26 protein-coding genes are annotated in these 26645 nt (G+C 72.5%); 10 read left to right on the top strand and 16 right to left on the bottom strand.

All coding sequences use genetic code 11. The features are described 5' to 3' along the window. Positions 1-405: 405 nt before the first annotated feature. The 5 genes from OG472_RS00820 to OG472_RS00800 all read right to left on the bottom strand — a co-directional run bounded on the left by OG472_RS00820 (position 406) and on the right by OG472_RS00800 (position 5381). Positions 406-1092 carry a ScbR family autoregulator-binding transcription factor gene (locus OG472_RS00820; RefSeq protein WP_401614679.1) on the bottom strand — a complete coding sequence of 229 codons (687 nt, stop codon included), beginning with the start codon at positions 1090-1092 and terminating at the stop codon, positions 406-408. Between the two features lie 103 nt (positions 1093-1195). Continuing rightward, positions 1196-2083 carry a BTAD domain-containing putative transcriptional regulator gene (locus tag OG472_RS00815; RefSeq protein ID WP_401614681.1) on the bottom strand — a complete coding sequence of 296 codons (888 nt, stop codon included), beginning with the start codon at positions 2081-2083 and terminating at the stop codon, positions 1196-1198. 239 nt (positions 2084-2322) lie between these two features. Further along, a complete protein-coding gene (locus tag OG472_RS00810) occupies positions 2323-3000 on the bottom strand; it encodes a TetR family transcriptional regulator (RefSeq protein WP_405940647.1) in 678 nt (225 codons plus the stop codon). 233 nt (positions 3001-3233) lie between these two features. Next, a complete protein-coding gene (locus OG472_RS00805; RefSeq protein WP_383577403.1) occupies positions 3234-3911 on the bottom strand; it encodes a ScbR family autoregulator-binding transcription factor in 678 nt (225 codons plus the stop codon). A 183-nt stretch (positions 3912-4094) separates the two neighbouring features. Continuing rightward, positions 4095-5381, bottom strand: coding sequence for a cytochrome P450 (locus tag OG472_RS00800; RefSeq protein ID WP_401614685.1), 1287 nt, complete (start codon positions 5379-5381; stop codon positions 4095-4097). Between the two features lie 460 nt (positions 5382-5841). Between OG472_RS00800 and OG472_RS00795 the strand changes: the two genes are divergently transcribed. Then, entirely contained in the window at positions 5842-6828 is a 987-nt protein-coding gene (locus OG472_RS00795; RefSeq protein WP_401614687.1) for a ScbA/BarX family gamma-butyrolactone biosynthesis protein, read from the top strand. A 78-nt stretch (positions 6829-6906) separates the two neighbouring features. On the opposite strand, the gene OG472_RS00790 is transcribed toward OG472_RS00795, so the two are convergent. After that, on the bottom strand, positions 6907-7851 hold the full coding sequence (locus OG472_RS00790) for an NAD-dependent epimerase/dehydratase family protein (RefSeq protein ID WP_405940646.1): 945 nt from the start codon (positions 7849-7851) through the stop codon (positions 6907-6909). 34 nt (positions 7852-7885) lie between these two features. Between OG472_RS00790 and OG472_RS00785 the strand changes: the two genes are divergently transcribed. Both OG472_RS00785 and OG472_RS00780 read left to right on the top strand, forming a co-directional pair. Next, complete coding sequence (locus OG472_RS00785; protein WP_405940645.1) at positions 7886-8662, top strand: SDR family NAD(P)-dependent oxidoreductase; 777 nt, start codon at positions 7886-7888, stop codon at positions 8660-8662. A 184-nt stretch (positions 8663-8846) separates the two neighbouring features. Next, positions 8847-9590 carry a class I SAM-dependent methyltransferase gene (locus OG472_RS00780; protein WP_405940644.1) on the top strand — a complete coding sequence of 248 codons (744 nt, stop codon included), beginning with the start codon at positions 8847-8849 and terminating at the stop codon, positions 9588-9590. Between the two features lie 21 nt (positions 9591-9611). Here OG472_RS00780 and OG472_RS00775 read toward each other — a convergent pair whose 3' ends face one another. Together OG472_RS00775 and OG472_RS00770 are read right to left on the bottom strand one after the other, a co-directional pair. After that, a complete protein-coding gene (locus tag OG472_RS00775; RefSeq protein ID WP_405940643.1) occupies positions 9612-10496 on the bottom strand; it encodes an aldo/keto reductase in 885 nt (294 codons plus the stop codon). 13 nt (positions 10497-10509) lie between these two features. Further along, on the bottom strand, positions 10510-11448 hold the full coding sequence (locus OG472_RS00770; protein WP_405940642.1) for an NAD-dependent epimerase/dehydratase family protein: 939 nt from the start codon (positions 11446-11448) through the stop codon (positions 10510-10512). A gap of 70 nt (positions 11449-11518) precedes the next feature. Here OG472_RS00770 and OG472_RS00765 point away from each other — a divergent pair, with 70 nt between their 5' ends. Then, a complete protein-coding gene (locus tag OG472_RS00765) occupies positions 11519-12430 on the top strand; it encodes a LysR family transcriptional regulator (RefSeq protein WP_401614699.1) in 912 nt (303 codons plus the stop codon). A gap of 18 nt (positions 12431-12448) precedes the next feature. On the opposite strand, the gene OG472_RS00760 is transcribed toward OG472_RS00765, so the two are convergent. From OG472_RS00760 to OG472_RS00725, 8 genes are all read right to left on the bottom strand, one after another. Next, positions 12449-13231 (bottom strand): lysophospholipid acyltransferase family protein, encoded by a 783-nt coding sequence (locus tag OG472_RS00760; RefSeq protein ID WP_401614701.1) that lies wholly within the window; start codon positions 13229-13231, stop codon positions 12449-12451. Positions 13232-13398: 167 nt separating this feature from the next. Continuing rightward, complete coding sequence (locus OG472_RS00755; protein ID WP_405940641.1) at positions 13399-14844, bottom strand: hypothetical protein; 1446 nt, start codon at positions 14842-14844, stop codon at positions 13399-13401. A 76-nt stretch (positions 14845-14920) separates the two neighbouring features. Then, on the bottom strand, positions 14921-16402 hold the full coding sequence (locus tag OG472_RS00750; RefSeq protein ID WP_405940640.1) for a lipase family protein: 1482 nt from the start codon (positions 16400-16402) through the stop codon (positions 14921-14923). Between the two features lie 334 nt (positions 16403-16736). Continuing rightward, on the bottom strand, positions 16737-17525 hold the full coding sequence (locus OG472_RS00745; protein WP_405940639.1) for a peptidoglycan recognition family protein: 789 nt from the start codon (positions 17523-17525) through the stop codon (positions 16737-16739). Between the two features lie 349 nt (positions 17526-17874). Then, the gene (locus tag OG472_RS00740) at positions 17875-18306 is read right to left on the bottom strand and encodes a hypothetical protein (protein ID WP_401614708.1); all 432 of its coding nucleotides are present in this window, start codon (positions 18304-18306) and stop codon (positions 17875-17877) included. 157 nt (positions 18307-18463) lie between these two features. Further along, entirely contained in the window at positions 18464-19210 is a 747-nt protein-coding gene (locus OG472_RS00735) for an anti-sigma factor domain-containing protein (protein ID WP_405940638.1), read from the bottom strand. Next, positions 19207-19791 carry an ECF RNA polymerase sigma factor SigK gene (gene sigK / locus OG472_RS00730; protein ID WP_405827024.1) on the bottom strand — a complete coding sequence of 195 codons (585 nt, stop codon included), beginning with the start codon at positions 19789-19791 and terminating at the stop codon, positions 19207-19209. Before sigK ends, OG472_RS00735 begins: the two co-directional genes overlap by 4 nt. Positions 19792-20075: 284 nt before the next feature. Beyond that, a complete protein-coding gene (locus OG472_RS00725) occupies positions 20076-20990 on the bottom strand; it encodes a DUF4344 domain-containing metallopeptidase (RefSeq protein WP_401614714.1) in 915 nt (304 codons plus the stop codon). 200 nt (positions 20991-21190) lie between these two features. Between OG472_RS00725 and OG472_RS00720 the strand changes: the two genes are divergently transcribed. The 6 genes from OG472_RS00720 to OG472_RS00695 all read left to right on the top strand — a co-directional run bounded on the left by OG472_RS00720 (position 21191) and on the right by OG472_RS00695 (position 26494). After that, entirely contained in the window at positions 21191-22291 is a 1101-nt protein-coding gene (locus tag OG472_RS00720) for an LLM class flavin-dependent oxidoreductase (protein ID WP_405940637.1), read from the top strand. Beyond that, a complete protein-coding gene (locus tag OG472_RS00715; protein ID WP_401614718.1) occupies positions 22288-22941 on the top strand; it encodes a CE1759 family FMN reductase in 654 nt (217 codons plus the stop codon). The genes OG472_RS00720 and OG472_RS00715 overlap by 4 nt, the downstream gene beginning before the upstream one ends. Positions 22942-23086: 145 nt before the next feature. Continuing rightward, entirely contained in the window at positions 23087-23557 is a 471-nt protein-coding gene (locus OG472_RS00710) for a flavodoxin family protein (protein ID WP_405940636.1), read from the top strand. A gap of 135 nt (positions 23558-23692) precedes the next feature. Next, positions 23693-24568 (top strand): CPBP family intramembrane glutamic endopeptidase, encoded by an 876-nt coding sequence (locus OG472_RS00705; RefSeq protein ID WP_405940635.1) that lies wholly within the window; start codon positions 23693-23695, stop codon positions 24566-24568. 22 nt (positions 24569-24590) lie between these two features. Beyond that, positions 24591-25898, top strand: a complete 1308-nt coding sequence (locus OG472_RS00700; RefSeq protein WP_405940634.1) for a histidine kinase — start codon at positions 24591-24593, stop codon at positions 25896-25898. Next, a complete protein-coding gene (locus tag OG472_RS00695) occupies positions 25850-26494 on the top strand; it encodes a response regulator (protein WP_401614726.1) in 645 nt (214 codons plus the stop codon). The genes OG472_RS00700 and OG472_RS00695 overlap by 49 nt, the downstream gene beginning before the upstream one ends. Positions 26495-26645 lie beyond the last annotated feature (151 nt).

Genomic DNA, 26645 nt, shown 5'->3' with positions numbered 1-26645 from the left:
GTCGAGTCCCTCGTTGTTCGGCCTTCGACTCGGGGCACGGTAGCGGTCCCTGAACGATGTCACCGGTTTCTCAAGCTCCCTTCGAGCCCCTCTCCAAGCCCCGCCCCGCAGCCGCGGCCATCACGGCCGCACCGGGCGGAACACCGCACGAACACTCCCCGAGAGCGCTCCCCGAACGTCTGGAAACATCCCCCGGACCGCACAAGCACCGGCACGCACAAGCACCGGCACGCGCGCTCACCGCCACACGCACCCGCACCGGCCGCAGCCGTGCACCCGCCCGAATCCCGCATCGAACCCGAAACCGTCCCGGCAGCGCCCGCCGAAGGGGAAGCCACGACACGGCACGCCCCATACCGGGCGGCCAACTCTGCTGCCGTACCGGTCCTTTGACGTCTGCGCGAGCTACACGCCCGCCGCGGCGGCCCCGGCCCCGGTGCCGGCCGACGCGCCATCGCGCGCCTGCGCCCGGTACTGCCGTACCCGCTCGCCGTCCACGAGGCTCGGCAGCAGCAGGGCCCACATCGCCGCCACCCTCCGCTGCAGCTCCCGGTAGGGCATCCCGGTACCGGACATGACCTCGATCCCGCACGCCGCAGCCGTCACCAGCGCCTCCGCGCCCTGCCACCCGCGCTCCGCCGCCGGCAGTTCACCCGCGTCCCTTGCCAGCCGCAGCAGCGAACAGACCGCCGAGATCCACGCCGAGTGGAAGTCCACCACCGCCGGCCGCGCCCCGGCCGGCCCCCGGGGCCCCGCCCCGCACTCCTTGGTGATCCGGAAGCTCGCCGGGATCGCCGGATCCTCGTGCAGCGTTGCGGCCAGCCAGTGCGTGATGTCGATCAGCGCCTGCAACGGCGAGGCCCCCGACTCGCGCAGGGCCCGTACCGCGTCGTGCAGCAGGGTGTGCCCCCGCTGCTGCACGGCCTCCGCCAGCTCGTCCTTGGAGGCGAAGTGAAAGTACAGCGCCCCCTTCGTCACCCCGGCCGCGCCCGCGATCTCGTCCAGCGTCGCGTTGGCGTAGCCGTTGCGGTGGAACATCTCGGCCGCGGCGCAGACCAGCCGCCGACGGGTTCGCTCCGACCTCTCCTGCACCGAGCCGTCCCCTCTCGCCGCCACCGGCGGAGCCCCCGCCCCCCGAAGGCCCCTGACAGGCCGGGGAGCAAAGGCCCCGAAGGCCTCAGAGACCTCACACACCTCAGACCCGTACGAGCCGCTCGCCCCCGGGCTCGACGCCGGGCTCGGACAGGCTCTCGGGACCCGCCATCAGGATCGAGCGCTGCAGGCGCCGCAGCGCCACGGAGGGCTCCAGCCCCAGCTCGCGCACCAGCGTCCCGCGCAGCCGCTGGTAGACGTCCAGCGCCTCGCCGCGCCGGCCCGAGCGGTGCAGGGCGAGCATGAACTGGCCGTGCAGGTTCTCGTGCGTGCGGTACCGGCTCGCCAGCACGGTCAGTTCGGCCAGCAGCTCCCGGTGCCGGCCCAGCCGCAGGTCCGCCTCGATCCGCTGGTCGAGGGCGCACAGCCGCGTCTCCTCCAGCCGCCTGGCCTCCATGTCCAGCTGGACCCCGCTCTGCACGTCGGCGAAGGCGGGCCCGCTCCACAGGGCCAGCGCCTCGCGCAGCAGCCGCGCCGCGGCGGGGAAGTCGCCCGCGTCCATGGCGCGGTAGCCGCTCCCGGCGAGCCGGTCGAACTCCCGCACGTCCAGCACCCCGCCGCCACTGCTCAGCAGATAGCCGCCCGGCAGGGTGACGAGTATGTCCTTCGCGGTCCGCACGGCCCCGCCGGGACCTGCACCGGTCCCGGAATCCGTCCCGGGATGCGCACCGGCCTCCGCGCCGCCGGCCGCGCCCCGCTCCAGAGCGGTCGCGATGAGAGCACGCAACTGCAGGACGTACGTCTGGAGCGTCGTCCGCGCGCTGCGCGGCGGTTCACCCGCCCACAGCTCCTCGATCAGCGCCGATACGGGCACCACCTGATCGGCATGGAGGGCCAGGAGCGCCAGGACCTGCCGGGGCTTGGGGGCGGTCGGCGTGATGGAGATCCCGTTCTCCCGCACAGCCAACGCGCCCAGTACATCGATGTCCACGCCGTACTCCCCTGTCCTTGGATGAGTCGCACAGCCAGTAGAAAACAGGACCGACGGTTTGTCAATATCAAACCGGTTGTGCTGTTTTGGAGATCAACGCACCCTGACGGTCACTCAAAAACCCACTCTCAACTGGGATTTCACCTGCCCTCCGGCATCCTGGACCGATGCCCCGCATCCCTTGATCGCCCCCGACCGGGGCCCTGGAGATGGCTCCCGTAGCTCCTCAAACAGACCATTCAGTCTGGTACGGAGTCCTCGTGCGCGGCAGAACCATGTCCTGCCGAGCCTTCCGGCGCCAGCCCGCCCAGCGTCCCGTCGGCCGCGAGCCGGGGGAGTGCCAGTGTCCAGAACCGGGTGAGGGGTGGGGGCGCGAGCCAGTCCCGCTCGCGGGCCCCCAGGGCCTCCAGCCCCACGGTGGCAGCCACCACCACGCTCGCCGCGTCCTGCGGGGCGAGCCCGTCGGCCAGCGCACCGTGCCGCGCCGCCGCCCGTGTGACGGCTTCGACCCACAGGCGCCACTGACGGCGCAGGTCGATCTCGCTCAGGTGGGCGACGTCCGCGCACAACCCGAAGGCGGCCCGTACCGCCACGTCCGACGCCAGCAGGGCCATCAGGGCGTGGGAGGAATCCACCAGTACCTGCAGGGCGTTGCCGTCCACCGCCCCGGCCGGGGCCACGGCGACCCCCCACCTGTCGGTGGTGATGCGCCGCACCGCCTGCGACGCCCGGTCCTCGACGGCCCGGGCCAGCGCGGTCTTGCTCTCGAAGTGGAAGTGCAGCCCGCCGGCGCTCACGCCGGCCCGTCGGCTGATCGCCGCGATCGACGCGGTGACGAACCCCTGCTCGGAGAACACCTCCGCAGCGGCACGGATCAGAGTCTCTCGCGTGCGGGCCGCACGCTCCTGCTTGGCCATGGAGTCTCCACAAACCGTCAATGCGGTTTGCCCAGGGGGTACAAGATCTTGTCGCCCACCGTCCGCGGCCGCACCGGAGCGCGGCTCGCGTCCTGCTGGAGCCGACGCGCCGGGGCCGACGGGCTAGAGGCGACGTGCCGGGGCCGACGCGCACCGACCCGCCCCGCGGCCGGACCTCCAGAGCCTTGTACCCCAACCCCGCGCGTCCTCACCACGCGCCGGACGCTGCGGCCTCAGGGCAGCGCCGGCTCGGGTTCCTGTGCCGGGCCGCCGGCCGCGATCCCCATCTCCGCGGTCACCCGCCGCCCCCGGTCCGGCCCCATCTCCAGCCGCGCGAGCACCGCCGGCGTGGCGATGCTCGGGTAGATGTGCTGGTAGACGGCGGCAACCCGCTGTTCGAGGTCCGTCCGGTCGTTGAGGGTCTGGGAGAAGATCTGGGCGCCGGTCCAGCAGGCGGAAAGGATCCAGGCGGTCTCGGCGGGATCGACGTGCGGGAGCAGTTCGCCCTGCTCCTTCGCCTCGCTGAGCAGCGCGCGCGTGAACTCGATCCAGCCCGGCACGGACCCCCCGCCGAAGATGTCGCGCATGCCCGGGCCCAGGGAGAGCCGGGCCCCCGCGCTGAGCATCGGCTCGTGCTTCATGCGGTACGCCAGCACCAGCGCGACATCGACGAGTTCCTGGAGCTTGCTCTCCCGGTGCGGCACCCCGCCCTCGGCGAACTGCTCCTCGAGCACCCCCTGGGCCAGCTCCTGCTTGGAGGAGAAGTGGAAGTAGAGGGCGCCCTTGGTGACCCCCGCCCGGGCGAGGATGTCGGCGATGGTGGCCGCGTCGTATCCGCGCTCGTCGAAGACCGCCGCCGCCGCTTCCAAGATCGCGCGACGCGTACGTACCGCACGCTCTTGCCGTGCCACGGTGCCTCCGTTGTCCAGGGGTTGTGCCTGACGGACCCCCTGACAGGATCCGCCACCCCATCAAAACCAACCAGAAGGTCCGTATTTTAGTCAAGGACCTCTATCCAGCCGGGCATCACAATCCGTCACCTCTCCACAAAAACCCCACGCTCTCTTCCGTCACTTGCTTCCCTTCCGCCTCACCTACCCCCTTCTCCCGGCCCCCAGCACCACGGGCAGCTCCTGCAGTCCGTTGGAGATGAACGAGGCCACCCGCGCCAGCTCCCCGCTCTCCGCGGGCGCCAGAACCGGCTCCGGAAACCTCTCGAAGAAGCGCTGCACGGCGATCGCGCACTCGGTCCGCGCCAGGGTCGCGCCCAGGCAGTAGTGCGTCCCGAAACCGAAGGAGAGGTGCTGTCCGCGCGTCGCGCGCGTGACGTCGAACCGGTCCGCCTGCGCCCCGTGCAGGCCGGGATCCCGCCCGACCGAGCCGAACGACACCAGGATCGGGTCCCCTTGCGGGATCACCACCCCCTCGCCCATGTCGATGTCCTCCACCGCGAACCGCAGCAGCCCGTACGAGGCCGGCGGCTCGATGCGCAGCGCCTCCTCGACCACGTCCTCCCAGGAGGCGAGCCCCTCGCGCACCAGCTTCAACTGGTCCGGGCGGCACAGCAGTTCGTGCAGGGCCGTGCAGATGAGGTTGACGGTGGTCTCGTACCCGGCCGTGAAGAGCAGGATCAGGTTGTCGACCAGCTCCTTCTCGCTGAGCCGCGCCCCGTCCTCCTCACCGCCCGAGTCCCGGGCGGCGATCAGCACGCTGGTGATGTCGTCGCCCGGGTGCGCCCGCCGGTACGCGACCACGTCGGCCATCGTCACGTCCATGTCCACGGCGTTCTGCTGTGCGGCCTCGACCGTGATCGTCGTGTCGAAGAACCCTCTGATGATCTTGTGCAGGGGCGCCCACGACCGCTCCGGGATGCCGAACAGCTCGAAGACCATCCGGGTCGGCAGTTCGTGCGCGAACTCCGCCCGCAGATCGACCACCCGGCCCGGCGGCAGCGCGGCCAGGCCGTCCAGCAGCCCGTCCACGACCTCCTCGATCCTCGGTCGCAGGGCGGCCACGCGCCGCGAGGTGAACGCGGCGGCGACCGGCTTGCGCAGGCGCGTGTGCTCCTCGCCGTAGGCGGTGATCATGTTCTGCACCGAGACCCAGATCGCCAGCGGCCACTCGGCGCCGACCTCTCCCTCGATCCACGCCGGCCAGTGCCGGTAGGCGTCCTTCGACACTCTCGGATCCACCAGCAGCCTGCGGATGTCGGCGTGCCGGTTGACGGCCCAGCCTCTCACCCCGCCGGGCAGCAGCACCTGCGTCGCCGGCGCCTGCTCCCGGATGCGCGCCGCCTCGGCGTGCACGTCCGCTCCGGAGAGGTCGATCGCTATGGGGCACTGACGGGTCATCTGACGGCTCTCCCGGATGGTGGCGAACATCGGTCACAGGGTGCAGCGAGCTGCCGACACCCTGCGTTCAAAAACCATCCATCCGGTTCTTTTGATGACCGGCGGCGGCCCCGATTCTGGCATTGCACCACCCCGCCTGCCAATGGTTTGCAGGGCAGGTCCTGCCGCATGACGATCGCTCAAGAACGACTCGCGCCCCGCTCGTTGAACAACACGTGACGAAGCCCTGCCGGACCGGCGCAGATGACCGGAAGGCCTTCTCCCACTTGGGCCGCGATCCCTCACATCACGGCCGACGGCCGCCATCCTGATATTCGCTGGTCGACGTCACGGCGCCCCCGCACCGCCCTCTGCGACCGCACCCGCCACCGGTGCACGAGCGACATCCACTCTCCTTCCGCACCTTGCAAACAAAACCGGAGAGTACGTATCTTGCGTCTCGCGTACGCACCCCGTCCCATCCGTCAAACGGCTCTGCGGGAGAGGTCCCATGACCATGCTGACGATCCGGAACAACGCTCCCGTCCTCCCGCTCCGGGGAGCGGGAGACCCCTGGACGCGCTGCAACGAGGCCCCGGTACTGACCACCACGGTGCCCAGGGAGTACGTCCACCGCAGCTCACTCGCCGAGGTCTTCCTCACCGGCTGCGACCGCACCGGCGACGACACCTTCTCCCTCACCGGGCAGTGGCCCCGCGCCCACACCTTCTTCACCAGCGCCGACGGCGGCGGCCACGACCCGGTACAGGCCGGCGAGACCATCAGACAGACGGGGCTCTACCTCTGCCACGCCGTCTACGGAGTTCCCCTCGGCCACAACGTCCTCCTCTGGAGCCTGGACTTCACCTCCCGTCCCGAGCAGCTGCGCATAGGCCGCGGACCGAGCGAACTCGCCATGACCGCCACGTGCACGGACTTCACCTGGAAGGGCAGCCGCTTCTCCGGCTTCCTCCAGGTCGACATCCACCGCAACGGCGAACTCGCCGCCCGCGGCACCGCCCGCTTCACCTGCGTCGCCCCCGCCACCTACCGCCGGCTGCGCGGGGAGCGCGGCCACGCCGGCTTGGCGTTTCCGCTGCCCCGCCGCACCCCCGTGCCTCCCGCCTCCGCCGGCCGGCTGGCCCCCTTCGACGTGGTCCTCGCACCCGCCGACCGCCCCGGCCGCTGGCAGCTCAACCCCGACCTCGACCACCCGATCCTCTTCGAGCACGCGAACGACCACCACCCCGGCATGGTCCTGGTCGAGGCCGCCCGCCAGGCCGCGTGCGGGCTCCACCATCCCGGCACGTTCACCCCCACCGGCCTGTCCACCGAGTTCCACCAGTACGCCGAACTGGACGCCCCCTGCTGGGTGGACGCCACCCTCGCCGCACCCGGCCGCGTCGAGGTCACCGGCCACCAGGAGGGCCGCACCGTCTTCACCTCGACCGTCACCGGCGCAGCCCAGGACCGGCCCGGCCCGCACCCCCTGGCATGACCCCAGCACCCCCGCCACGGCACCCGCACCCCCCGCGGTGACACCCGCTTCCACACCGCCCCCCGAACCCCCTGCGGGTCAGCGGCGACGCATCCGCTCCGCGCCGCGGTACCAGTCGGCGTACTGACCGAACGCCTGCGAGAACCGCGCCCCCGGGGACGCCGCCAGCTGCCCCCACAACCGCCCGCTGTCGTACCAGTGGTCCACCGCGAACAGCGACACCTGCCGCCGCACCACCGGATCCGGACCCTCCGGGCCCCCCAGCAACTCCAGGGCCCCGGACAGGTCCACCTCCCCCCTCGGCAACGGCAGCCCCAGCTCCCGCGCCACCGTCCCCACGAGCTCCCGCGCGCTCACCGGCTCCGGGTGACCCGCATGCAGCACACCCCCCACCCCCTCCTCCCGTACGGCCAGCTCCGCGATCGCACCCGCCAGCGCGTCCACCGACACCATGGACATCCGGGCCCGCCCGCCGTCCACCCAGTGCGGCAGCCGCGCCAGCAGCCGCACCAGCGACGGCACCACCCAGCGATCCCCCCGCCCGTACACCAGGTGGGGCCGCACCACCGCCCCGCCCGCCGCCAGCACCATCCGCTCACCGACGAGCCGGGTCACACTGGTCACCGACTCCGGCTCCTCGGCGAGCTCCCCCTCCACCGCACCCCGGTGCGCCCCGTCCCGGTAGACGGCCGCCGTCCCCAGCTGCACGATCCGCCGCACCCCGGCCCGCTCCGCCTCGGCCAGCAGCGCCCGCGTCCCTTCCACGTTGACGGCCCGGCACTCCTCCTGCGTGCCCCCGATCCGCGCCGCGAGGTGCAGCACGGCGCCGACACCGTCACACAGCCCGCGCACCGACCCGCAGCGCACGAGATCCCCCCGTACGCTCTCCACGCCCACTCCTGACGGCACCTCGGCCCGGTGCACCAACACCCTTACGGGCACGCCCTGTTGCGCCAGACGCTGCACCACCGCGGAACCGACGAATCCGCTGGCGCCGGTCACCAGCACGACTCTTTCCGTCATCACGCCCTCCATCCCCTCGTGTTACGGTCGCGCGATGACCCGGGAGACCAGCAACTCTTTGATGGCGGGCAAATCGGCGCTGATCACGGGCGCGAGCGCGGGCATCGGCGCGGCCGCCGCACGCGTATTCTGCCGCGAAGGCGCCTCGGTGACCCTGGTGGCCCGCCGCGAACCCCAACTCGCCGCCCTCACCCAGGAGTTGCGCGCCGCCGGCCACCAGGCCCAGTACGTGGTCGCCGACGTCTCCCGCACCCAGGACGTAGCCCGCGCCGTCGAGGCCGCCGTCGCCGCCTACGGCCGCCTCGACGCGGCCTTCAACAACGCCGGCATCGGCGTGACCCCCCGGCCGATGCACCTGCTGGACGAGGACGCCTACGACACCGTGATGGACACCAACGTCCGCGGCGTCTGGAACTGCATGCGCCACGAGATCCGCGCCATGCTCGCAGGCGACGGCGGCTCCATCGTGAACAACAGCAGCACCGCCGGCCTGGTCGCCACCCCGGTGACGGCGACCTACATCGCCTCCAAGCACGCGGTCCTCGGCCTCACCAAAGCCGCCGCCTGCGAATACGCCGCCCAGGGCATCCGCGTCAACGCCATCGCCCCGGGCTCCACCCGCAGCGAGATGATCGACAACTGGCTCCGGCAGAACCCGGCGATGGAAGAAGTCCTCCTCCGGTCGGCCCCCCTCCCGCGCATGGCGAACCCGACGGAAATCGCGGAGGCGGCCGCCTGGCTCTGCAGCGACCGCGCCTCCTTCGTCCTGGGCGCCACCCTGCCGGTCGACGGCGGCTGGACAACGCGCTAGCCGCCCGCCCGCCGCCACGCACCCGCCGTACACCACACCGGGACGACGCCCCGATCTTTGTGGCTTCAGCCAGTACGACGGCCTGCCCGCACCCGTACAGACTGCCAGTCACAAGCCGCGGCACGCCCCGCAGTCGGGGACCGGGGACCGCGGCCGGACATGCCGAAACGGGGAGAACACCACCATGAGCGCGCAGCAGCAGTACGACGAAATCGGTGAGGCCTACGAGGGGTTCAAGGCCCTGCCGCTGGAACAGTACGTAGTGGTCCCCAGCTTCCTCGCCCTGGTCGGCGACGTACGCGGCAAGTCGGTCCTCGACCTCGCCTGCGGCACCGGCTTCTACAGCAGGGAGTTCAAGCGGCGCGGCGCCAAGGAGGTCCTCGGCGTCGACGTCTCCGGCGAAATGGTCTCCGTCGCACAGCAGTTGGAAGAGCGCGATCCGCTGGGCGCCCGCTACGAGGTCGGCGACGTGGCCGAACTGCGGCCCATCGCCCAGCGCTTCGACGTCGGCCTGGCGGTCCAACTCCTCAACTACGCAGAGGACATCGCCACCACGGAGCGGATGTGCCGCAACGCGCACCGCAGCCTGAAGCCCGGCGGCGAGTTCTTCCTGCTCAACCAGTCGCCCGACTTCCGCTTCGACGGGCCGACCCCCGAGAAGTACGGCTTCCTCTCCGTCCTGACCGGCGAGGAAGCCGAGACCGGGCCGCAGGTGCGCACCACGGCGCTGCTCGACCAGCCGGTCTCCTTCGTCGCCAACCGCCCGCGCCGCGAGGTCTACGAGAAGAGCCTGCAGGCAGCCGGGTTCAGCGAGCTGACCTGGGTCCCGCTGACGGTGTCGGAGGCCGGCCTCCGCGCGTTCGGTGCGGACTTCTGGGCCGACTTCCACGCCAACCCCCCGCTGGAGATGCTGCGCTGCCGCGCCTGACACCCCACACCGTGACCCGCCTCAGCCCGGCAGCGCATCCTCGAGCAGCGCCAGCTCCTGCGTGCTCAGCGTGAGCTCCGCAGCCCTGGCCGAGTCGGTGATGGACAGCGGGCGACTGGCTCCCGGTACCGGGATCACGGCCGGGGAGCGGGCGAGCAGCCAGGCCAGGGCGACCTGCTGCGGGCTGACCCCGCGCCCGGCCGCGACACGGTGGAAGGCGGTGGCGGGGCGGCCGGGGCCGCCGGGGCCGTCCAGGGAGCTGCGGGAGATGCCGCCCAGGGGACTCCACGGCACAAACGCCAGCCCCAGCCGGGTGCTCAGCCGCAGCTGCGGCTCACTGTCACGGACGGCGGGCGAGTACCGGTTCTGCACGCAGACGAGAGCGCCGCCCAGGATCCGGTGCGCCTGGCGGATCTGGGCGGTGGTCACGTTGGAGATTCCCGCGGCGCGGATCGTGCCGGCGTCGAGCAGCTCGCGCAGCGCGCCGACGGACTCTGCCCACGGCACGGCCGGGTCCGGCTTGTGCAGCTGGTACAGGCCGATCGCCTCGACGCCCAGGCGCCTGGCCGAGGCCTGGGCTGCCTGCTTCAGGTGGGCGGGGGTGGCGGTGACGGTCCAGCTGCCGTCGCCGGGACGGCCCCGGCCCCCCTTGGTGGCCACCAGCACGCCGGAGGTGTCGCCGCCGTAGCGGGCCAGGGCGCGGGCGATCAGCAGCTCGTTGTGGCCGGCCTCGCCGGCGTGCCAGTGGTAGCTGTCGGCGGTGTCGATGAGCGTGACGCCGGCGTCGAGGGCGGCATGGACGGTGGCGATGGCCTGCCTTTCGTCCGGACGGTGCTCGATCGACAGCGGCATGGCGCCCAGGCCGATGGCGCCGACGACCGTGCCGGCGATGGTGCGGTACTGCATGGCGGCCCGATCCTCAGACGGTGGGGGACGGTTCGGCGGTGAGGGCTTCGGCGACGGCGCCGGGCAGCCAGTCGCCGGTGCGGGAGAAGGAGAACCCCAGCTCCTTCGCACGCGCGTTGCCCATGGCGTAATGGCGGTCGAAGGAGAACGCCGAAGCCTGCCCGCCCGCCGCGACGGTCCGGTACACGGGCTCCCGGCCCGCCTGCGCGGCGACGGCCGCGGCGAAGCCGTAGACATCGAGCGGGCCGTCGGAACACGCGTTGACCGCACCGGTGAAGCCGGCCGTGGCCGCCCACAGCAGCAGGTCCGCCAACTCCTCGTGGTGGATGAAGACCGTGGGCAGCGGCTGCGCGTGCACGGCGATCTCCTCACCCCTGGCGATGCGCCCCGCGTAGTACGCCAGCCGGCCGGTGAACTCCTGCGCGCCGCCGCCGAGCACATGGGCGCTGCGCACACTGGCGAACCCGAAGCCGCCGGCGCGGGCGAACACGGCCTCCGCCTGCCGCTTGCCCTCGGCGTAGTGCGCCTCCACGTACGCGTCCTCGTGCCAGGGAAGATCCATCGCCACCGGCCAGACGGCCGGGTCCACGCTCTCCTCCGGCACCGGCGTGCCCCACGGCACGGCCGGCAGCGCCGCGGTCGCGGGGTCGTAGACCTCGATCGTGGAGGTCATGACGTAGCGCCGGGTACGGCCGGCGAAGACGCGGGCGGCGACGGCGGCCTGCACCGGGGTGTAGCAGACCTGGTCCACCACGACATCGAAGGTGCGGGAGCCGAGCGCGGCCGTCAGGGCGGCCTCGTCGTTGCGGTCCGCGACGAGGTGCTCCACGCCGGCGGGCGGCGACGTGGAACCGCGGTTGACCACCGTGACCCGGTGCCCCGCCCCCTGCAGGCGCTTCACCAGGAGCTTTCCGAAGTACCGGCTTCCGCCGATGACACAGATCCTTTGCATGCCCCCATCCTGGAGACCTATCGTCATCAGCAGAAGTCCCGACCTGCTGGATACGTATGAAGGAAAACTGTTGATCGATGTGCAACGGCTCCGCGTCCTGCGGGCGGTGGCGGAGCACGGCAGCTTCAACCGGGCGGCCACGGCCCTGCGCCTCACCCCCTCGGCCGTCTCCCAGCAGGTGGCCGCCCTGGAGCGCGGCCTCGGCACCCAGGTCGTCTCCCGCAGCACCCGCGGCGTCACCCTCACCCAGGCCGGCCAGATCATGGTCGGCGCCGCCGAATCCGTCGCCGCCGAGCTCGAACACGCCCGACAGCAGGTCACCCGGCTCAGCACCGGCCGCACCCGACTCACCGTCGCCACCTTCACCAGCGGCGGCCGCCTCCTGCTGCCCGCCGCCCTCACCCGGCTCACCGCAGCCCACCCCGACGCCGTGCTCCACATCAGGGAGGGCGAACCCGAGGACACCCTGCCCCTCGTCCGCCAGGGCGCCGTGGACCTCGCCCTCGCCTACCACTTCGACGGCCCGCTCCCCGTCGGGCCGGGCGCCGGCTCCCGCCTGCAGTGGACGCCGCTCCTGGAAGACCCCCTGCACGTCGTCCTGCCGCACGGGCACCGGCTCGCCGGCCGCGACGCCCTCGACCTCGCCGAACTGGCAGCCGAACCCTGGGTGCTCGGCTGCCTGAAGACCGAGGCGTACCTGCGCCGCTACGCCGAGCGCGCCGGCTTCGATCCGCACGTGCGCGGAACCACCACCGACTACTTCTTCGCCCGCTCGCTCGTCGCCGCAGGCATGGGAATCTCCCTGATCCCCTCCATCGCACTCGCCCCGCACATCCCCGGCCTGTGCACCGTCCCCGTCACCTCGCCGGGGCCGATCCGCCACATCGGCGTCGCCGCACTCAGCCGTCGCGACCGGCCCCACCTCACCACGCTCATCGATGCCCTCCGCGAACAGGCGATCCGGCAGCACAAGGGAAGCTGACCCCGCCCCGCCGGCTCCTCAGTCGAACAGGTGCTCCCGATCGGCCAGTTCGCGGTCGATCAGCTCCTGGACGGCCGTACGCGTCCTCTCGCTCAGCGCCCGGGCGGCGTCCCGGCGGGCGGCCAGCCCGTCGGGACGGGCCGGCGCCGGGATCGGTTCCCCGATGGTGATCGTCCAGTTGGACGGCAGCGGGAACGGCGTGGTGACCGGGAAGTACGGCACGCCCAACAGCCGGGCAAGGGTCGGCACCTCGCCGAGCTTGGGGCACGCCTCCTCCGCGCCGACGATCCCGACGGGCACCACCGGAGCCCCCGAGCGGATGGCGGCGACCGCGAAGCCGGGGCTGAAGGACCGCAGCCGGTACCGCTCGGTGAACGGTTTCTCCAGACCCGCGATGCCCTCCGGGTACACCCCCACGAGCTGCCCCGCGTTGAGGTGCTCGACACCGGCCGTCGGACCGATCGGCAGCGCACCGTTACGGCGCGCGTGCCGCCCCAGGATGGGAGTGCGGAAGACGAACGGAGCCGCCAGGAAACGCACGCGCCGGTCCAGCGCCCTGCCCAGGACCTTGTCCAGGACGAACGCGTCGAGGCCCCAGGCACCGGAGTGATTGACGGCGATCACCGCCGGGCCCTGCGCGGGGATGTTCTCCAGGCCGAGCGCGACCACCCGGAAGTAGTCGTCGACGAGCCAGTCGAGGAGGCGGTCCCACGCCACACCGCCGGCCTCGCCGAGCAGCCTTCGGGCGGAGCCCAGTTCCGCCCCGGTCGCCCTGATCATCTCGACCACGCTGTCCCTCACGCCCGGACCCCACCCTCACCTCGTACGACGGCCGACTCGCTGCCCGCGAGACGGTGTTCCGCCGGTTCAACGGCCGCGAGCCCTGTTGATCACGGCCGGCCGGGACGGAAACCGCCTCAAGTCCTCCGTTCGGGGGCCCGGGGCGGGAGCAGCCCCGCGTACGGCCCTCAGTCCGCCAGCCACCGCGCCGCACTGCGCACGTCCGCAGCCGCCCGCGCACACCGGTCGGCGTGCGCGAGGAGGACCATGCGGAACCGCTCGCCCGCCTCGCTCCCGTTCCAGCCGGCGTCGGCTGCGCACGCGCAGAGGGCCTCGGCATGCCGGTCCAGCCGCTCCGCGCCGGCCCGCCCCCGCGCCCCGAACGCGGAGAGCGGCGCGGCCACGGCCCCGGCCCGGGAACCGGCGGTGCCGGGCGGGCAGTCCACCGCGAACCGCGCACGGGGAACCACGGGAGGCACCGCGCCGGCGACTGCGCGGACGACCTCCCGGCCGACGCGCACGGCGAACCCCGCGACGGCGCACCCGGACGGGTTCCCGCACAGCGCCCACGCCGGATCCGTGCGCTCGCCCGCCACCCGCCGGCCCAACAGCGCCGGGTCGTACAGGATCTCCTCCCCGGCTCCGATCACCAGGCCCTGCGCGCCGAACGGCGCGCGGACCGGATACACCACGGCGGTCAGTACAGGGTGCTGCTCCAGGGCCCGGTCCAGGGCCCGGTCCGCGGCCTGGCCGATCGCCTCCCCGGCCGACGGCGCGTTCCCCGTGGCATCGGCGCGCGTTCCGGAAGCGTCCGCGTCCGCGTCCCCGTTCGCGCCGAGCAGGGTCAGGGCCTTCAGCGCCGGTACGCCGGTGGCCGCCGAGACCAGGGCCAGCGCGTGCGCCACGGCCAGGAGCAGCTCCGGCCCGCCCTGGGCCCCGGCCGCCATCGGGCCGGCCAGGCAGCCGGGTTCGGGGTCGGCCAGGTACGGTGCCATCCGCCGTCGCAGGGCCGCCGCCCGTCCCTCGTACGCACGCCCGCCCGCGGCGGCGGCCGCCGCCGAGACCATCTCGCTCAGCAGGGTGTCCTCGGCGGCCTCGGCGCCCAGTACGACGCGCCGGCTCAGCCGCAGCATGCCGGCCTGCCAGCGGTCCCGGTCCAGGGTGCCGTCCTCCCGCCGGGCACCGGTCACCGCAGGGAGCTGCTCGGCCACCAGGGTGCCCAGCGCACCCGCGCCGCCGTGCGCCGGAACCTCCCACGCGCCCGCCGGCACCACGTGCGGCGACAGCCCGTACCGGCGTCCGTCGGCCGCGAGACCGCAGGGGGTGCCCAGCGCCCCGGCGTCGTCGGCACGGGCCAGCAGGCTCTGCGCGTCCGCCCGGGTGGGCGGTACGAGGAAGGCCCCGAAGGGGGTGCGCAGCCGCACCGGACGCCCGTCCCGGCCGCTCCTCAGGTGCGCCATCAGCCGGTCCGTCAGCCCGTCGAGGGTCAGCGCGTCCAGACCGAGCGTGCGCGCGGGCAGGTCCGCCCACGGCATCCGCCGGGCCACCAGCGCGGCACTGAACAGCAGGTTCTCCAGGGGCCAGGCCGTCTCGGGCCGCGCCGCCGCCGTGGCCGGGCCGTCGGCATGGGTCATCGGTCGCTCTCCCTCATGGTCGCGCACTCGCCCGTCACCGGCCGCTCGTCGCTCGTCACTGGTCACTTGTCGCTCGTCACTTGTCACGGAGCATGTACGGCTGGTTCCCGACGACTTCGCCGTCGTAGGCCCTGATCAGTTCGTTCACCCGGTCCCGGTGGTGCACCATCTCCCCGCGCAGGCTGTCGGAGTACGCCTGCGGCGCGTGCGACAGCGGATAGTCGTAGGACTCGTCCAGCCAGGTCAGTTCGACCCAGCCGGCGGGGATGTCGTGAGGAGAGGCGGGCCCGCGCCCGTCGAGCATGGGGATCACGTCGTGCTTGTTGACCAGACTGATCACCCGGGTGGTGTGGTCGGCCGGGCGCTTGTTGTCGATGGGGGAGCCGAGCGTGACCACGTGGGTGATCCGGTAGGCGGACGCCAGCTCCACGTCCATCGCCAGGTTCATCGCCGTCAGTCCGCCCAGGCTGTGCCCGACGAACATCAGCTCCGACCCGGCCGGCACCCCCGCCCGCCGCAGCAGCTTCCGCGCCGCGCGCGTGTACGTCGTGTCGGAGCGCAGGAACCCGTCGAACGCGCCGATCAGGTCCTGCGGGGTGCTGTTGCTCGGCAGGACGAAGCTCGTACCGGGCAGCAGCAGCACGTACCTGACGCGGCCGTCGGCGCACTCGACGCGCCGCAGCAGCACCAGCCCGTGGTTGCCGAGCGCACCGATGTCGTTGATGTAGCTGACGATGTCGTTGCGGGACGTCGTCAGGACCTTCGCGAGGATCGAGTCCGGCTCGGTCCGCTCCGCCCGCCCGGGGCCGGGGTTGAGGCGGGCGAGCAGCGAACTGGGCAGTCCGAGGAAGGGATCCGTGGTCGGCACTCCGCCGGCGAGCGTCACCCAGGAGAATCCGTCGTTGACCGGGTTCTCGTCGAGCAGCCCCAGCAGCGCCAGCAACTCCATGATCACCGGGCTGACGGTCGTCAGGGCGCGCGTCACGCCCAGCCGTTCGACCAGTGCGTACAGCGCCCGCAGGGCCTCCCACCGGTTCCCCTCCACCATGGCGTCGGTGAGCCGCCTCGCCGGTGCCGAGCCGAGGTTGGGGTGCTCCACCACCGCCGCCTCGATCCGCAGCGCGAAGGCGTCCACGGCCATGGACACCGCGGCCGGGCGGCGGTAGGTCACGCTCCCCGCCATCCGGGCCAGCTCCCCGGCGAGCCCGCCGTTCGGACCGAACCCGAGCCCCGAAGGGCTGGTCAGCGCCCTGGCGCATGAAAGCGCCGTGCCGAGCGCCCACCCGGGACGGCGCAGGGCGGCCGGTCCGAACCGCCAGCTGCTGAGCGCCCCGGTCAGTTCCGCACCGGCCCGCTTCGCGGTGAGGGCCGCATCCGCCAGCAGTACGGACGCCGCGACCAGGAGTTCCGCGTCGGGTCCCGCCGGCGGGGGCCCACCGGCTGCGGGGACGGCTCCGGGCCCGGGGCCGCCCGGCCTGCTCTGCCCCGGAATGGGCTGAGCCGCTTCACCGGCCGCCCGAGGCGTCACGGTCTGCGCTGCCACGGTCTGCGCTGCCACCGTCTGAGGCGTCACAGTCTGAGGTGTCACGGTCCTCCCTCTCATCCCTGTGCGGTGTTCGCCGCGCCGCCCCCCTTTCGCCGGGCATGCTGGCACCGAAAGTGATCCACCGCGCGCACGCGTCAGGCCGCGGGCATGCCTGATCCGCCTCCGGAGGACCGCCGAAGGGCTTCAGGACCCCGATTCCACGGGCTGCCGGGCGGGTACGGCCGTACCGTGCCCGCCACGCGGAATCGGCCGGCCCCAAGGATGAGCCGCAGGCCACGGTGTTGACGCGTGCCGCCCCCGGCCGCAGGGCCGGGGGCCGGCTGTTCGGTGCGGGCGCCGCCCCCGGTCAGGGCAGGAGGCCTGCCGGAAGGTATTCCGCGTAGGCCGCAGCCGGCGGGTTCGAGGCCTGCCGGACCAGGTCCCACACCCGGTCCGACTCCGGATCGGCCTGCGGGTCCTGCGGGTCCTGCAGGGGTGTGCCGAGGCGGGTGGCGACGTCCTTGCGGAGGGCCGGGAGCAGGGCGTAGAGGCGGTCGCCGGGACACGAGGTGGCGTTGAAGTCGCGGTGGCCGTAGATCTCGGAGGCGGGCAGGCCGTACTGGCTGCAGATGTGGGCGCACAGGTCGGCCAGCATCGCGTACTGCGCCGCCGGCGGGGCCTGCGAGGTGTACGTGCCCTCGTTCTCGATGCCGATCGACACGGTGTTCTGCCCGATGCAGTGCGCCGCCCGCACCTGGCGGGTGCCGGCGCGCAGCTCCGCGAGGCTGTTGTGGCGGCCCTCCAGCACGAAGGCCCCGCGGCTGACGGTGAAGTGCTGACCGGTGTCGATCCAGCCCTGCGCGTCCATGTGGTACGTCTGGATCGCCCGGGCCAGGGCGAAGGCGCGCTGCCTGGAGTAGTCCGTCACGTTCGCCGTGGCCGTGTGGTGGACGATGATCCGCTCCGGGCGGTTGGCCAGGACGACGACGGGCTCGGACGGGGCCCGCGCACCCCAGGCGGCGCAGCCGATGACGTCCGGCCCGGCGGCCGCGGAGTGCGCGCGCCCGGCTGCGGCCAGCGGCAGTGCCGCCGCGGCGGCCAGGGTGAAGCCGCCCGTGAGGACCGACCGGCGGGTGTGCAGTGCGGAGAAGGTCATACGGTGCCCGTTTTCCGTAGGAGGCTGTCCATTGAAGGGACCCCGGACCCACGGGCCGCGCAGACACACCGGGCCGCGGACGGACTGGCCCCGGCCGGCCGCGGCGCACAGGGGCCCGGCGCCGCCGCGGGGGAGCGGAGCCGCTACGGGGCCGCCCTGCGGGAGCCGCCGGGGAGGGCGGCGTACGGGGCCCGCACCGCCTGCGTCCGGGCAGATGCGGGACGGGTCTACTCACGGGCTGGTTACCGTCGGGCCTTGCTGCCCGAGCGAGCGGTTGCCGCCGTGCCTGCCGGAAAGGCGAGAGGGGCTCCGGGCGGTGCCCGGAGCCCCTGCGGGCCAGGTGAACCGGTCACCACTTGTTGTGGCAGTTCCAGTGCCCCGGCACCCAGTGGGTGTCGTGATGGCCGGGCACCCAGTGGTTCTGGGACCAGCCGTGGCCGTACCAGCCGGGGTGCCAGTGGCCCCGGTGGTCCCAGTGGCCGGGATGCCAGGTGCCGTGGTGCCACTTCTTCTCGTAGTGGCCCTTGCCCCACGTCTTGGCCCAGTGCCCCTTGGTCCACGAGCAGCGTTCGTGGTGGTCCGACCGGTGCTTCTTGTGGTCCCGGTCGTGCCGGTCACGGTCGCGGTCGCCGTTCAGAGCAGTGGCCGCCGATGCCGATGCCGATGCCGGTGTCGAAGCGGCGGCGGCTGTGCCGGTGGCCGCGAGCGTGGCGCCGCCCGAGAGCAGGCCGGCCACGGCCGCGCCCGCAAGAAGGCTGCGGGTCCGCACGGAAACGGTCATGGGTCTCACCTCCTTCTGCTTCACGAATGAGCGGATGCTCGGCCCCTGCTTCCGCAGGGGGCTTGTGAAGGGATTCGGTACCGTCCGCCAGAGGGATTGGAAAAACATCAAACCGACATATATGGGGACGCATCGGCGCCTTGGTCCGGTTCCCCGGTCAGGCGGGGAGGGGGAGGCGCAGCAGGGGGCTGGTGGTGGGCTCGGGCGAGCCGCCCGCGGGTTCGAGGGTGAGACCGACGGCGCGGGCGCTGTCGGGGCGTCCTTGCATGACGACGGCGCCGTCGCTGTGGACGAGGCCGGCGGAGCGCTTGGTGCCCTGGTCGTCGAACCACAGCTGGTAGGTCTTGCCGGCGGGAGGGGCGGGCAGACCGCTGCTGACGAAGACGGCCTGGTCGCGCAGTGCCGAGGTGGTCACGGACGTGCTCGCTCCGGTGGTGGTGCGTCCGTGCACCGTCCGGGCGTCGGGGGCGGCCAGGACGGCGGTCAGCTCCTGGGCCTGACGGGTGGCCTGCCGGGCCTGCGTACGGGCCTGTTCGGCCTGCTGGTACTGGTAGGCGGCGAGTCCGCCGAAGGCCGCGGCCACGGCGACGCAGGCCGCGGCGGCGAACGCTCCGGCCCTGCGCCTGAGGAGTGCGGTGAGCCGGGCCGGCGCCGCGGGCCGGGTGTGCGGGGGCAGCTGCGGGACGGTTTCGATGCGGTGCAGGACCGCCTGCCTCATCGGGGCGGGTGCGGACAGGCCGGCCGCCGCGGCCAGCTGCGCCACCGTCGCCTCGAACTCGCCGACCTCCCGGGCGCAGGCCGCGCAGTGCCCGAGGTGTGCGGTGAAGGCCTGCAGTTCCTCACCGGTGAGCGCGTCGAGTGCGTACGCGCCGGTGAGGGTGTGCAGGTGTTCGCCGTGCTTCACGCGGTCACCCCCATGCAGTCGCGCAGCCGGATCAGTCCGTCGCGCATCCGGGTCTTGACGGTCGCGAGCGGGGACCCCAGCCGGTCCGCGACCTCGCGGTAGGTCAGGCCCCGGTAGTAGGCGAGGGTCAGGGCCTGGCGCTGGAGTTCGGTCAGGCTGTCCAGGCAGCGGCGCACCTGCTCGCTCTCCAGCCGGCTCTCCACCTCTTCGGCGACCTCGTCGAAGGGCCGGTGCCGTTCGCGTACGGCGGTGGCGTGCTCGCGGTCGGAGGAGGCCTGGGCGGACCGGACGCGGTCCACCGCCCTGCGGTGCGCGATCGTCGCCACCCACGTCATGACGGTTCCCTGCTCCGGGCGGTAGCGGGCGGCCTGACGCCACAGGTCGATCATCACCTCCTGCGCCACCTCCTCCGCCTGGGCCCGGTCCCGGACGACTTTGACGACGATCCCGAACACGGTGGCGACGACCGCGTCGTACAGGACGGCGAAGGCGTCCCTGTCGCCGTGGCCCACCCGCTCCATCACCTCCTGCAGCCGCGGCCCGCCCGCGTCCGCACCGTGAAACCGCAGGGGCTGTGTCACCGCCGCCCCGCCCCGCGCCGCCGGGTGCCGTGCCGCGGCCCGGCGCCGCGGCGGCCACGCCCGCCCTTGTGCCTCGATGCCATCGACAGCTCTTTCGCCGAGAAGAAGGACCGGCCCCGCCCTGGGGCCGGCCATGGTGATCCGCTGGTCTCACCTCTTCTTCGTAGCGGGCATTTGTGCGGATTGCCCCGATCGGCAACGCCGCATCCCGCCCGTCATCCGATCGAGCGAAACCGGCATCCACCGCCCAGCCGCTGCACCCGCGCCACCGGACGGCGCGCCGGCTACTTCAGGTACGGCTCGAGGAGCCTGCTCCACGATTTCTTGATCTGCTCGTACTCGTGCCGGCAGCCCTCGGCCCGGAGCTCGGGCAGCACGCCGTCCGGGTTGCCGACGGCGATGACGACCGACCTGAAGGCCTCGGGGTCCGAGCCGTACAGCCAGCAGATCTCGTTGTAGAAGCGCTGCGCGCTGAGCGAGTGCTCGTCGGAGAAGAGGCCGGAGAGGTCACCGGCCTCCTGCGCGTCGGCCAGGGCGCCCAAGGTGTTGAGGGTGCTCACCGCATAGTCGATGTGCCGCTCGCCGCCGGTGGCGAGCAGCAGGGTGGCGAGCTGGTCGACGGCGTCCTCCTCCTTGCCGGTGATCGGCAGGTCGTACATGTCGACCAGGCCGTGGCCGAGCTCGTGCAGGAGCACGCCGTTGGAGAACCCGATGATGTCGTCGTCCACGGCCGCGGCCCGCTCCGCCGGGCTGCCGGAGCCCTCCCGGGCGGCCTGCTCCTGGAAGATGGGCCTGGTCTCCTCGACGAGCTCGTAGCAGTACGTGATGTCCCTCGCCTGCGGGTCCCAGGAGGCGTTCGCCCCGCCGCAGCTCTTCGCGATCACGGGCACGTCGTAGGACAGTGCGATCCGGTCGTTGACGAAGCCGGCGATGCGTTCCAGGACCTCGTTGTCCTGCAGGAATCTCTGGATCCGCCGGTCCTGGGCCGTCCTGCCGGTGTCGTAGCGCGGGATCAGCCGGCCGTGGCCCTTCGAGGCGGACGCGGACGCGGATGCCGGGGCGGCGGGGGACTGCGCCGCGTTCTGCGTCTTCGGGCCGGTGGAGCCGCTGCCGGTGGACGAGCAGCCCGTGGCGGCGGCGATCACGGACGCGGCCGCGACCGTGACGGCGGCCACCGCCCGCATCCTGGCTGCTCTCACCGCTGTCACCTCTCGGCGCGGTACGTCCTGCGCCCCAGCCTGCTGCCGCGGTGCCGCCCCGGCCCGCGCATGTGCGCCGGCCGGGTGAAAAAGCGGCACCGGCCGGCCCGGGGCGGCCCCGCGCCCCCTCGGGAATACCCCGGGCTCACCCCTCGTTCCGCAGTATGGTTGAATTGTAAACAATCTTGGGAAGGGGAGTCATGCAGTTCGGGATCTTCACCGTCGGTGACGTCACAGCCGATCCGACGACCGGACGCCTGCCGAGCGAGCACGAGCGCATCAAAGCGATGCTCGCCATCGCACAGAAAGCCGAGGAAGTCGGCCTCGACGTCTTCGCCACCGGCGAGCACCACAACCCGCCGTTCGTCCCCTCCTCACCGACGACCATGCTCGGCTACATCGCCGCACGCACCCAGAACCTGATCCTGTCCACCTCCACCACACTGATCACCACCAACGACCCCGTGAAGATCGCCGAGGACTTCGCGATGCTCCAGCACATCGCGGACGGCCGCGTCGACGTCATGATGGGCCGCGGCAACACCGGACCGGTCTACCCCTGGTTCGGCAAGGACATCCGCGACGGCATCGACCTCGCCGTGGAGAACTACGCCCTGCTGCGCCGCCTGTGGGACGAGGACACCGTCACCTGGAAGGGAAAATTCCGCACCCCCCTGCAGTCCTTCACCTCCACCCCGCGCCCGCTCGACGGCGTCGCACCCTTCGTATGGCACGGCTCCATCCGCTCACCGGAGATCGCCGAACAGGCCGCCTACTACGGCGACGGCTTCTTCCACAACAACATCTTCTGGCCCGCCTCCCACACCGAGCAGATGGTCAACCTCTACCGGCAGCGCTACGCCCACTACGGACACGGCACCCCCGAACAGGCCTTCGTCGGACTCGGCGGCCAGGTCTTCATGCGCAAGAACTCACAAGACGCAATCCGCGAGTTCCGCCCGTACTTCGACAACGCACCGGTCTACGGCCACGGTCCCTCCCTGGAGGAGTTCACCTCCCAGACGCCGCTGACCGTCGGCTCACCCCAGCAGGTCATCGAACGCACCCTCTCCTTCCGGGACTACGCCGGCGACTACCAGCGCCAGCTCTTCCTCATGGACCACGCAGGCCTGCCCCTCAAAACCGTCCTGGAGCAGCTCGACCTCCTCGGCGAAGAGGTCGTACCGGTGCTGCGCAAGGAATTCGCGAACCTGCGCCCGGCCGGTGTGCCGGACGCGCCGACCCACCCCGCCCGCGTGGCGGCGGCCCGGGACACCACGAAGCAGGAGACGCGGGCATGAAGCTCATCGTCGTATCGGCCGGCCTGAGCTCGCCCTCCTCCACCCGCCTGCTCGCCGACCGCCTCGCGGCCGCCACACTCGCCCACACGGACACCGAGCCCGAAGTGATCGAACTGAGGGACCTGGCGACCGAGATCGCCCAGCACCTCGTCACCGGTTTCCCGCCCGCCCGACTGGCCGCCGCACTCGACGCAGTGGCGGCCGCAGACGGCCTGATCGCCGTGACACCGGTGTTCGCCGCCTCCTACAGCGGCCTGTTCAAATCGTTCTTCGACCTCATCGACAAGGACGCCCTCACCGCAAAGCCGGTCCTCATCGGCGCGACCGGAGGCACGGCCCGGCACTCCCTGGTCACCGAACACGCCCTGCGCCCACTCTTCACCCACCTGCGCGCACTCGTCCCGCCGACCGCCGTATACGCGGCCTCGGAAGACTGGGGCCAGGAAGGACTGGCACAGCGGATCGCCCGCGCGGGCGCGGAACTGGCACACCTCATGGCACCCGCCGCCCGGGACGCCGCCCGGGACCCCGACACCGCCACCGTGCTCGCACCCCGCTCACCGACAGGGGCCATCACATCGGTGAAACCGGCCGCGGGCTTCGAGATCGTGCCCTTCGAACAGCGCCTGGCCGCACTACGGGCCGAATGACCGCAGCCGCCCCGCAACCAGCCCCCGCTCACGCAGAACCCCTCACCAGCGCAGGGGCTGTCACATCCGGCGGCTCCGCCCGGTCTCCCCTTACGGAAGGCGGCAGACGAAGCCGCAGACGAAGCCGCAGACGAAGGGGACGCCGATGAAGACTCTGCTCGTATGCACCTCCGTATCCCACGGCAACACCCGACGCGTGGCGCAGGCGATGGCCGACGTACTCGACGCCCGCGTGCTCACGCCGCAGGAGGCGTCGGCCACGGACCCGGCAGGCTACGACCTGGTGGGCTTCGGCTCCGGCGTCTTCTCCCAGCGGATGCACCCGGACCTGCTCGCATTCGCCCGCGCCCTGCCGCCCTCGTCGGGGCGGGCCTTCGTCTTCGCCACCAGCGGCCTGCCGCAGCTGCCGTTCGCCCCCTTCACCCGCCCCCTGACACGACTCCTCCACGCCAAGGGCTTCGCCGTCGAACCCGCCTTCACCTGCCGCGCCCTCGACACGTGGCCGCCGTTCAACCTCATCGGCGGCATCAACCGACAGCGCCCGGACGAGGACGACCTGAGCGCCGCCCGCGCCTTCGCCCGAGCACGCAAGAACCACCCCACAACCACAGCCTGACCCGCCCCCGAGAAGGTGTACCTGGATACACCCCCTCCGGCACCCACGTGCAAGGACCGCCCCGACCCCGACCGGCAGAGTCGAACGCGGGGCGCGACAGCCGCGCCCCGGCGATCCACGGGGAGGCCGGACCACATGCCGGACCACAAGCAGCAGCGACAGCGACAGCGACAGGGGCAGGGGCGGCGAGCACCGCGCAGCGGATGGGCGGCGCAGACAGGAGTGTTCCTCGCCGTCGCCTTCCTGGCGGCCGGACTCTGCGGCGCCCTCCAGCCCGCGACCGGCATACCCCCCGAGGTGCTCCAACTGACCCAGCTCGGCCCCGCCCTCGCCGTCGCAGCCGTGGCACTGCTGTGGCCCCGCCGGACCAGGGACCGCCTCGCCGGCACCCTGCCCGCCCCCGGCAACGCACCGGCAGACCACCAGGCCCGGACACCGACCCGAAGCCGGACGGCCCTCCTCCTCACCCCCGCCCTGATCATCGCCCTGTGCGCAGGTGGCGCCCTGCTCACCTCCGGCTCCCTCCCCACCACCAGCCCACAGGCCCTCACACACCCCCTCACCCTGCTCGTCACCGCCCAGCTCTTCGGCGCCTGCGCCGAAGAGATCGGCTGGCGCTGCTACCTCCAGCCGCTCCTGCGCACCCGCTTCGGCCCGGTCACCGCCTCCGTCCTGGTCGGGACGGCCTGGGGCCTGTGGCACGTGCCGGCCCTCGCCCAGGGGCCGGCCTACGCAGCCGGATTCCTGGCCGCCACCCTCGCGATGTCCGTGATCCTCGGCCTCGCCCTGGAACGCGTACGGAGCAACCGGCTGTTGCTCGCGGGCGCCTTCCACACCCTGGTCAACCTCGGCATGCTGTTCGTGACCGACGAAACATCCCCGGCAACAGCGCCGATGGCGATCTTCGGCGCCGCCTGCCTGGCCGCAGCAATCCCGTGGATCGCCTCCACCCGCCGGGCGGCGACCACACCGGATAGGATCACCGCCGCAACAGCGCACGGACCGCGCTGACATGACGGAACCACAGGCAGGCATGGCACAGGCAGACACACGCCCCGGCACCGGCCTCAGGGCCGCGCTCACCGACATCGGCCGCTGCCAGCTCCTCTCGCTGGCCGCGCTCGCCGTATCCGGAGCCGGCACCCTCGTGGTCGGGGCGCTGCTCCTCCTGCCCGTCGGCATCGGCTTCCTCCTGCTCCCGCCCGCCGCAGCCGCCCTGCGCCGCATCTCCGACCGCTACCGCGACTGGGCCGCCCGCTGGACCGCAACCGTGATCAGCCCACCACAACCACTGCCACCGCGCCCGGCGCCACCCGGGAACACCGCCGGCCGCCACCGGCAGGCCCGCGCCCTCCTCGGCGACGAAGGCTTCTGGCACGACCTGCGCTGGGCCTGGGCCGAGCCGTGGACAGGCGCACTGCTCGCCACCGTGCCGCTGGCCCTCGTCGAGTACGGCCTCTTCGGCGCGGCCGTGCAGCCCTTCGTCTGGCGGCTCCTGGGCGACGGCAACTGGTACGCCTTCATCCCGGTCGACTCCACCCCGGCGATGCTCGCCGCACTCCTGCTCGGCCTCGGATCCATCGCCGCCGGACTCAAACTGGCACCCGCCACCCTGCGACTCCACGCACGCTGGAGCAGACGCCTGCTGGCCGCCCCGCACACCACCGAACTCACCCGCCGCATCGAACACCTCGCAGGCTCCCGCGCCGACATCCTCGACGTCCAGGCCGCCGAACTACGGCGCATCGAACGAGACCTGCACGACGGAGCACAGGCCCGCCTCGTCGCCCTGGGCATGACCCTCGACGAAGCCACCCGCCTCCTGGACCGCGACCCACCGGCCGCCCGCGCACTCCTGCACGAGGTACGCGCCACCTCCCAACGCGCCCTCCAGGACCTCCGCGAACTCGTCCACGGCGTCCTGCCCCCCGTCCTCGCCGACCGCGGCCTCGGCGACGCGGTCCGCTCACTGGCCCTCGACAGCCACCTCGACGTACACATCGAGACAGCCCTGCCCGGCCGGCTCCCGGCCGCCGTGGAATCCGCCGGCTACTTCGCCGTCGCGGAACTCCTTGCCAACGCCGCCAAACACTCCGGCGCCCCCGAGGTCCGCATCCACCTCAGCCACACCGACGGGGCCCTGCGCGTCACGGTCACCGACGACGGGCGCGGCGGCGCCGACCCCGGCGGAAGCGGACTGCAAGGCGTACGCCGCCGCCTGGACCCCTTCGACGGAACCCTCGTCCTGCACAGCCCGCGGGGCGGCCCGACCACCGCAACCCTGGAGATACCGTGCGCGTCGTCCTCGCCGAAGACCTCTTCCTCCTCAGGGACGGACTGACCCGCACCCTCCAGGAACACGGATTCGAGGTGATCGCCGCGGTCGACAACGGCCCCGCCCTGCTCAGAACACTCCTCGACGAACAACCGGACGTCGCCGTCGTCGACATCCGCCTGCCACCCACCTTCACCGACGAGGGCCTCCAAGCCGCCCTGGAAGCACGCCGATCCCGGCCGGCGCTCCCGGTCCTCGTACTCTCCCAGTACGTCGACCAGCTCTACGCCCACGAACTGCTCGCCGGGGGCCAGGGCGCCATCGGCTACCTCCTGAAGGACCGGGTCACGCACACCACCCAGTTCATCGACGCGGTACGCACCGTCGCGGCGGGCGGCACGGTGATGGACCCGCAGGTCATCGCACGGCTGCTGGCCCGCAGCGACGCCCGCGGCACCACCGCCCAGCTGACACCGCGCGAACTGGACGTACTGGCCCTGATGGCCGAGGGCCGCTCCAACGCAGCCGTGGCGCAAACCCTGTTCATCAGCGAGAGCGCCGTCGCCAAACACACCGCCGCCATCTTCACCAAACTCCGGATCGAACCCTCCGCAGACGACAACCGCCGGGTCCTGGCCGTCCTGGCCTACCTGAAACGCTAGCCACGCGGGCCGCAAGAGGCACGCCCCTGCTGAGGCGACTTCTGACCGCCTACGTTCGTGTCAGGTCACGGACCAGACGGGTCAGCCGAGGCGACGGGGCAACCTTCAACTCCATGTGCAGCAACCGCCGGTAGTCCTGGTACCGCCCCCG

Source organism: Streptomyces sp. NBC_00207 (genome assembly GCF_045160965.1).
Taxonomy (GTDB): Bacteria; Actinomycetota; Actinomycetes; order Streptomycetales; family Streptomycetaceae; genus Streptomyces.
The sequence above is the reverse complement of the archived record's forward strand: the minus strand, read 5'-3'. Positions and strand labels throughout refer to the sequence as shown.

Excerpts from the sequence above, each read along its gene's own strand:
- OG472_RS00810 (WP_405940647.1), bottom strand. The coding sequence starts at position 3,000 with ATGGCCAAGCAGGAGCGTGCGGCCCGCACGCGAGAGACTCTGATCCGT.
- OG472_RS00740 (WP_401614708.1), bottom strand. The coding sequence starts at position 18,306 with ATGACCGTTTCCGTGCGGACCCGCAGCCTTCTTGCGGGCGCGGCCGTG.
- OG472_RS00785 (WP_405940645.1), top strand. The coding sequence starts at position 7,886 with ATGACCCGGGAGACCAGCAACTCTTTGATGGCGGGCAAATCGGCGCTG.
- OG472_RS00710 (WP_405940636.1), top strand. The coding sequence starts at position 23,087 with ATGAAGACTCTGCTCGTATGCACCTCCGTATCCCACGGCAACACCCGA.
- OG472_RS00745 (WP_405940639.1), bottom strand. The coding sequence starts at position 17,525 with ATGACCTTCTCCGCACTGCACACCCGCCGGTCGGTCCTCACGGGCGGC.
- OG472_RS00775 (WP_405940643.1), bottom strand. The coding sequence starts at position 10,496 with ATGCAGTACCGCACCATCGCCGGCACGGTCGTCGGCGCCATCGGCCTG.
- OG472_RS00800 (WP_401614685.1), bottom strand. The coding sequence starts at position 5,381 with ATGTTCGCCACCATCCGGGAGAGCCGTCAGATGACCCGTCAGTGCCCC.
- OG472_RS00705 (WP_405940635.1), top strand. The coding sequence starts at position 23,693 with ATGCCGGACCACAAGCAGCAGCGACAGCGACAGCGACAGGGGCAGGGG.
- OG472_RS00795 (WP_401614687.1), top strand. The coding sequence starts at position 5,842 with ATGACCATGCTGACGATCCGGAACAACGCTCCCGTCCTCCCGCTCCGG.
- OG472_RS00715 (WP_401614718.1), top strand. The coding sequence starts at position 22,288 with ATGAAGCTCATCGTCGTATCGGCCGGCCTGAGCTCGCCCTCCTCCACC.
- OG472_RS00700 (WP_405940634.1), top strand. The coding sequence starts at position 24,591 with ATGGCACAGGCAGACACACGCCCCGGCACCGGCCTCAGGGCCGCGCTC.
- OG472_RS00720 (WP_405940637.1), top strand. The coding sequence starts at position 21,191 with ATGCAGTTCGGGATCTTCACCGTCGGTGACGTCACAGCCGATCCGACG.
- OG472_RS00755 (WP_405940641.1), bottom strand. The coding sequence starts at position 14,844 with ATGACCCATGCCGACGGCCCGGCCACGGCGGCGGCGCGGCCCGAGACG.
- OG472_RS00770 (WP_405940642.1), bottom strand. The coding sequence starts at position 11,448 with ATGCAAAGGATCTGTGTCATCGGCGGAAGCCGGTACTTCGGAAAGCTC.
- OG472_RS00790 (WP_405940646.1), bottom strand. The coding sequence starts at position 7,851 with ATGACGGAAAGAGTCGTGCTGGTGACCGGCGCCAGCGGATTCGTCGGT.
- OG472_RS00780 (WP_405940644.1), top strand. The coding sequence starts at position 8,847 with ATGAGCGCGCAGCAGCAGTACGACGAAATCGGTGAGGCCTACGAGGGG.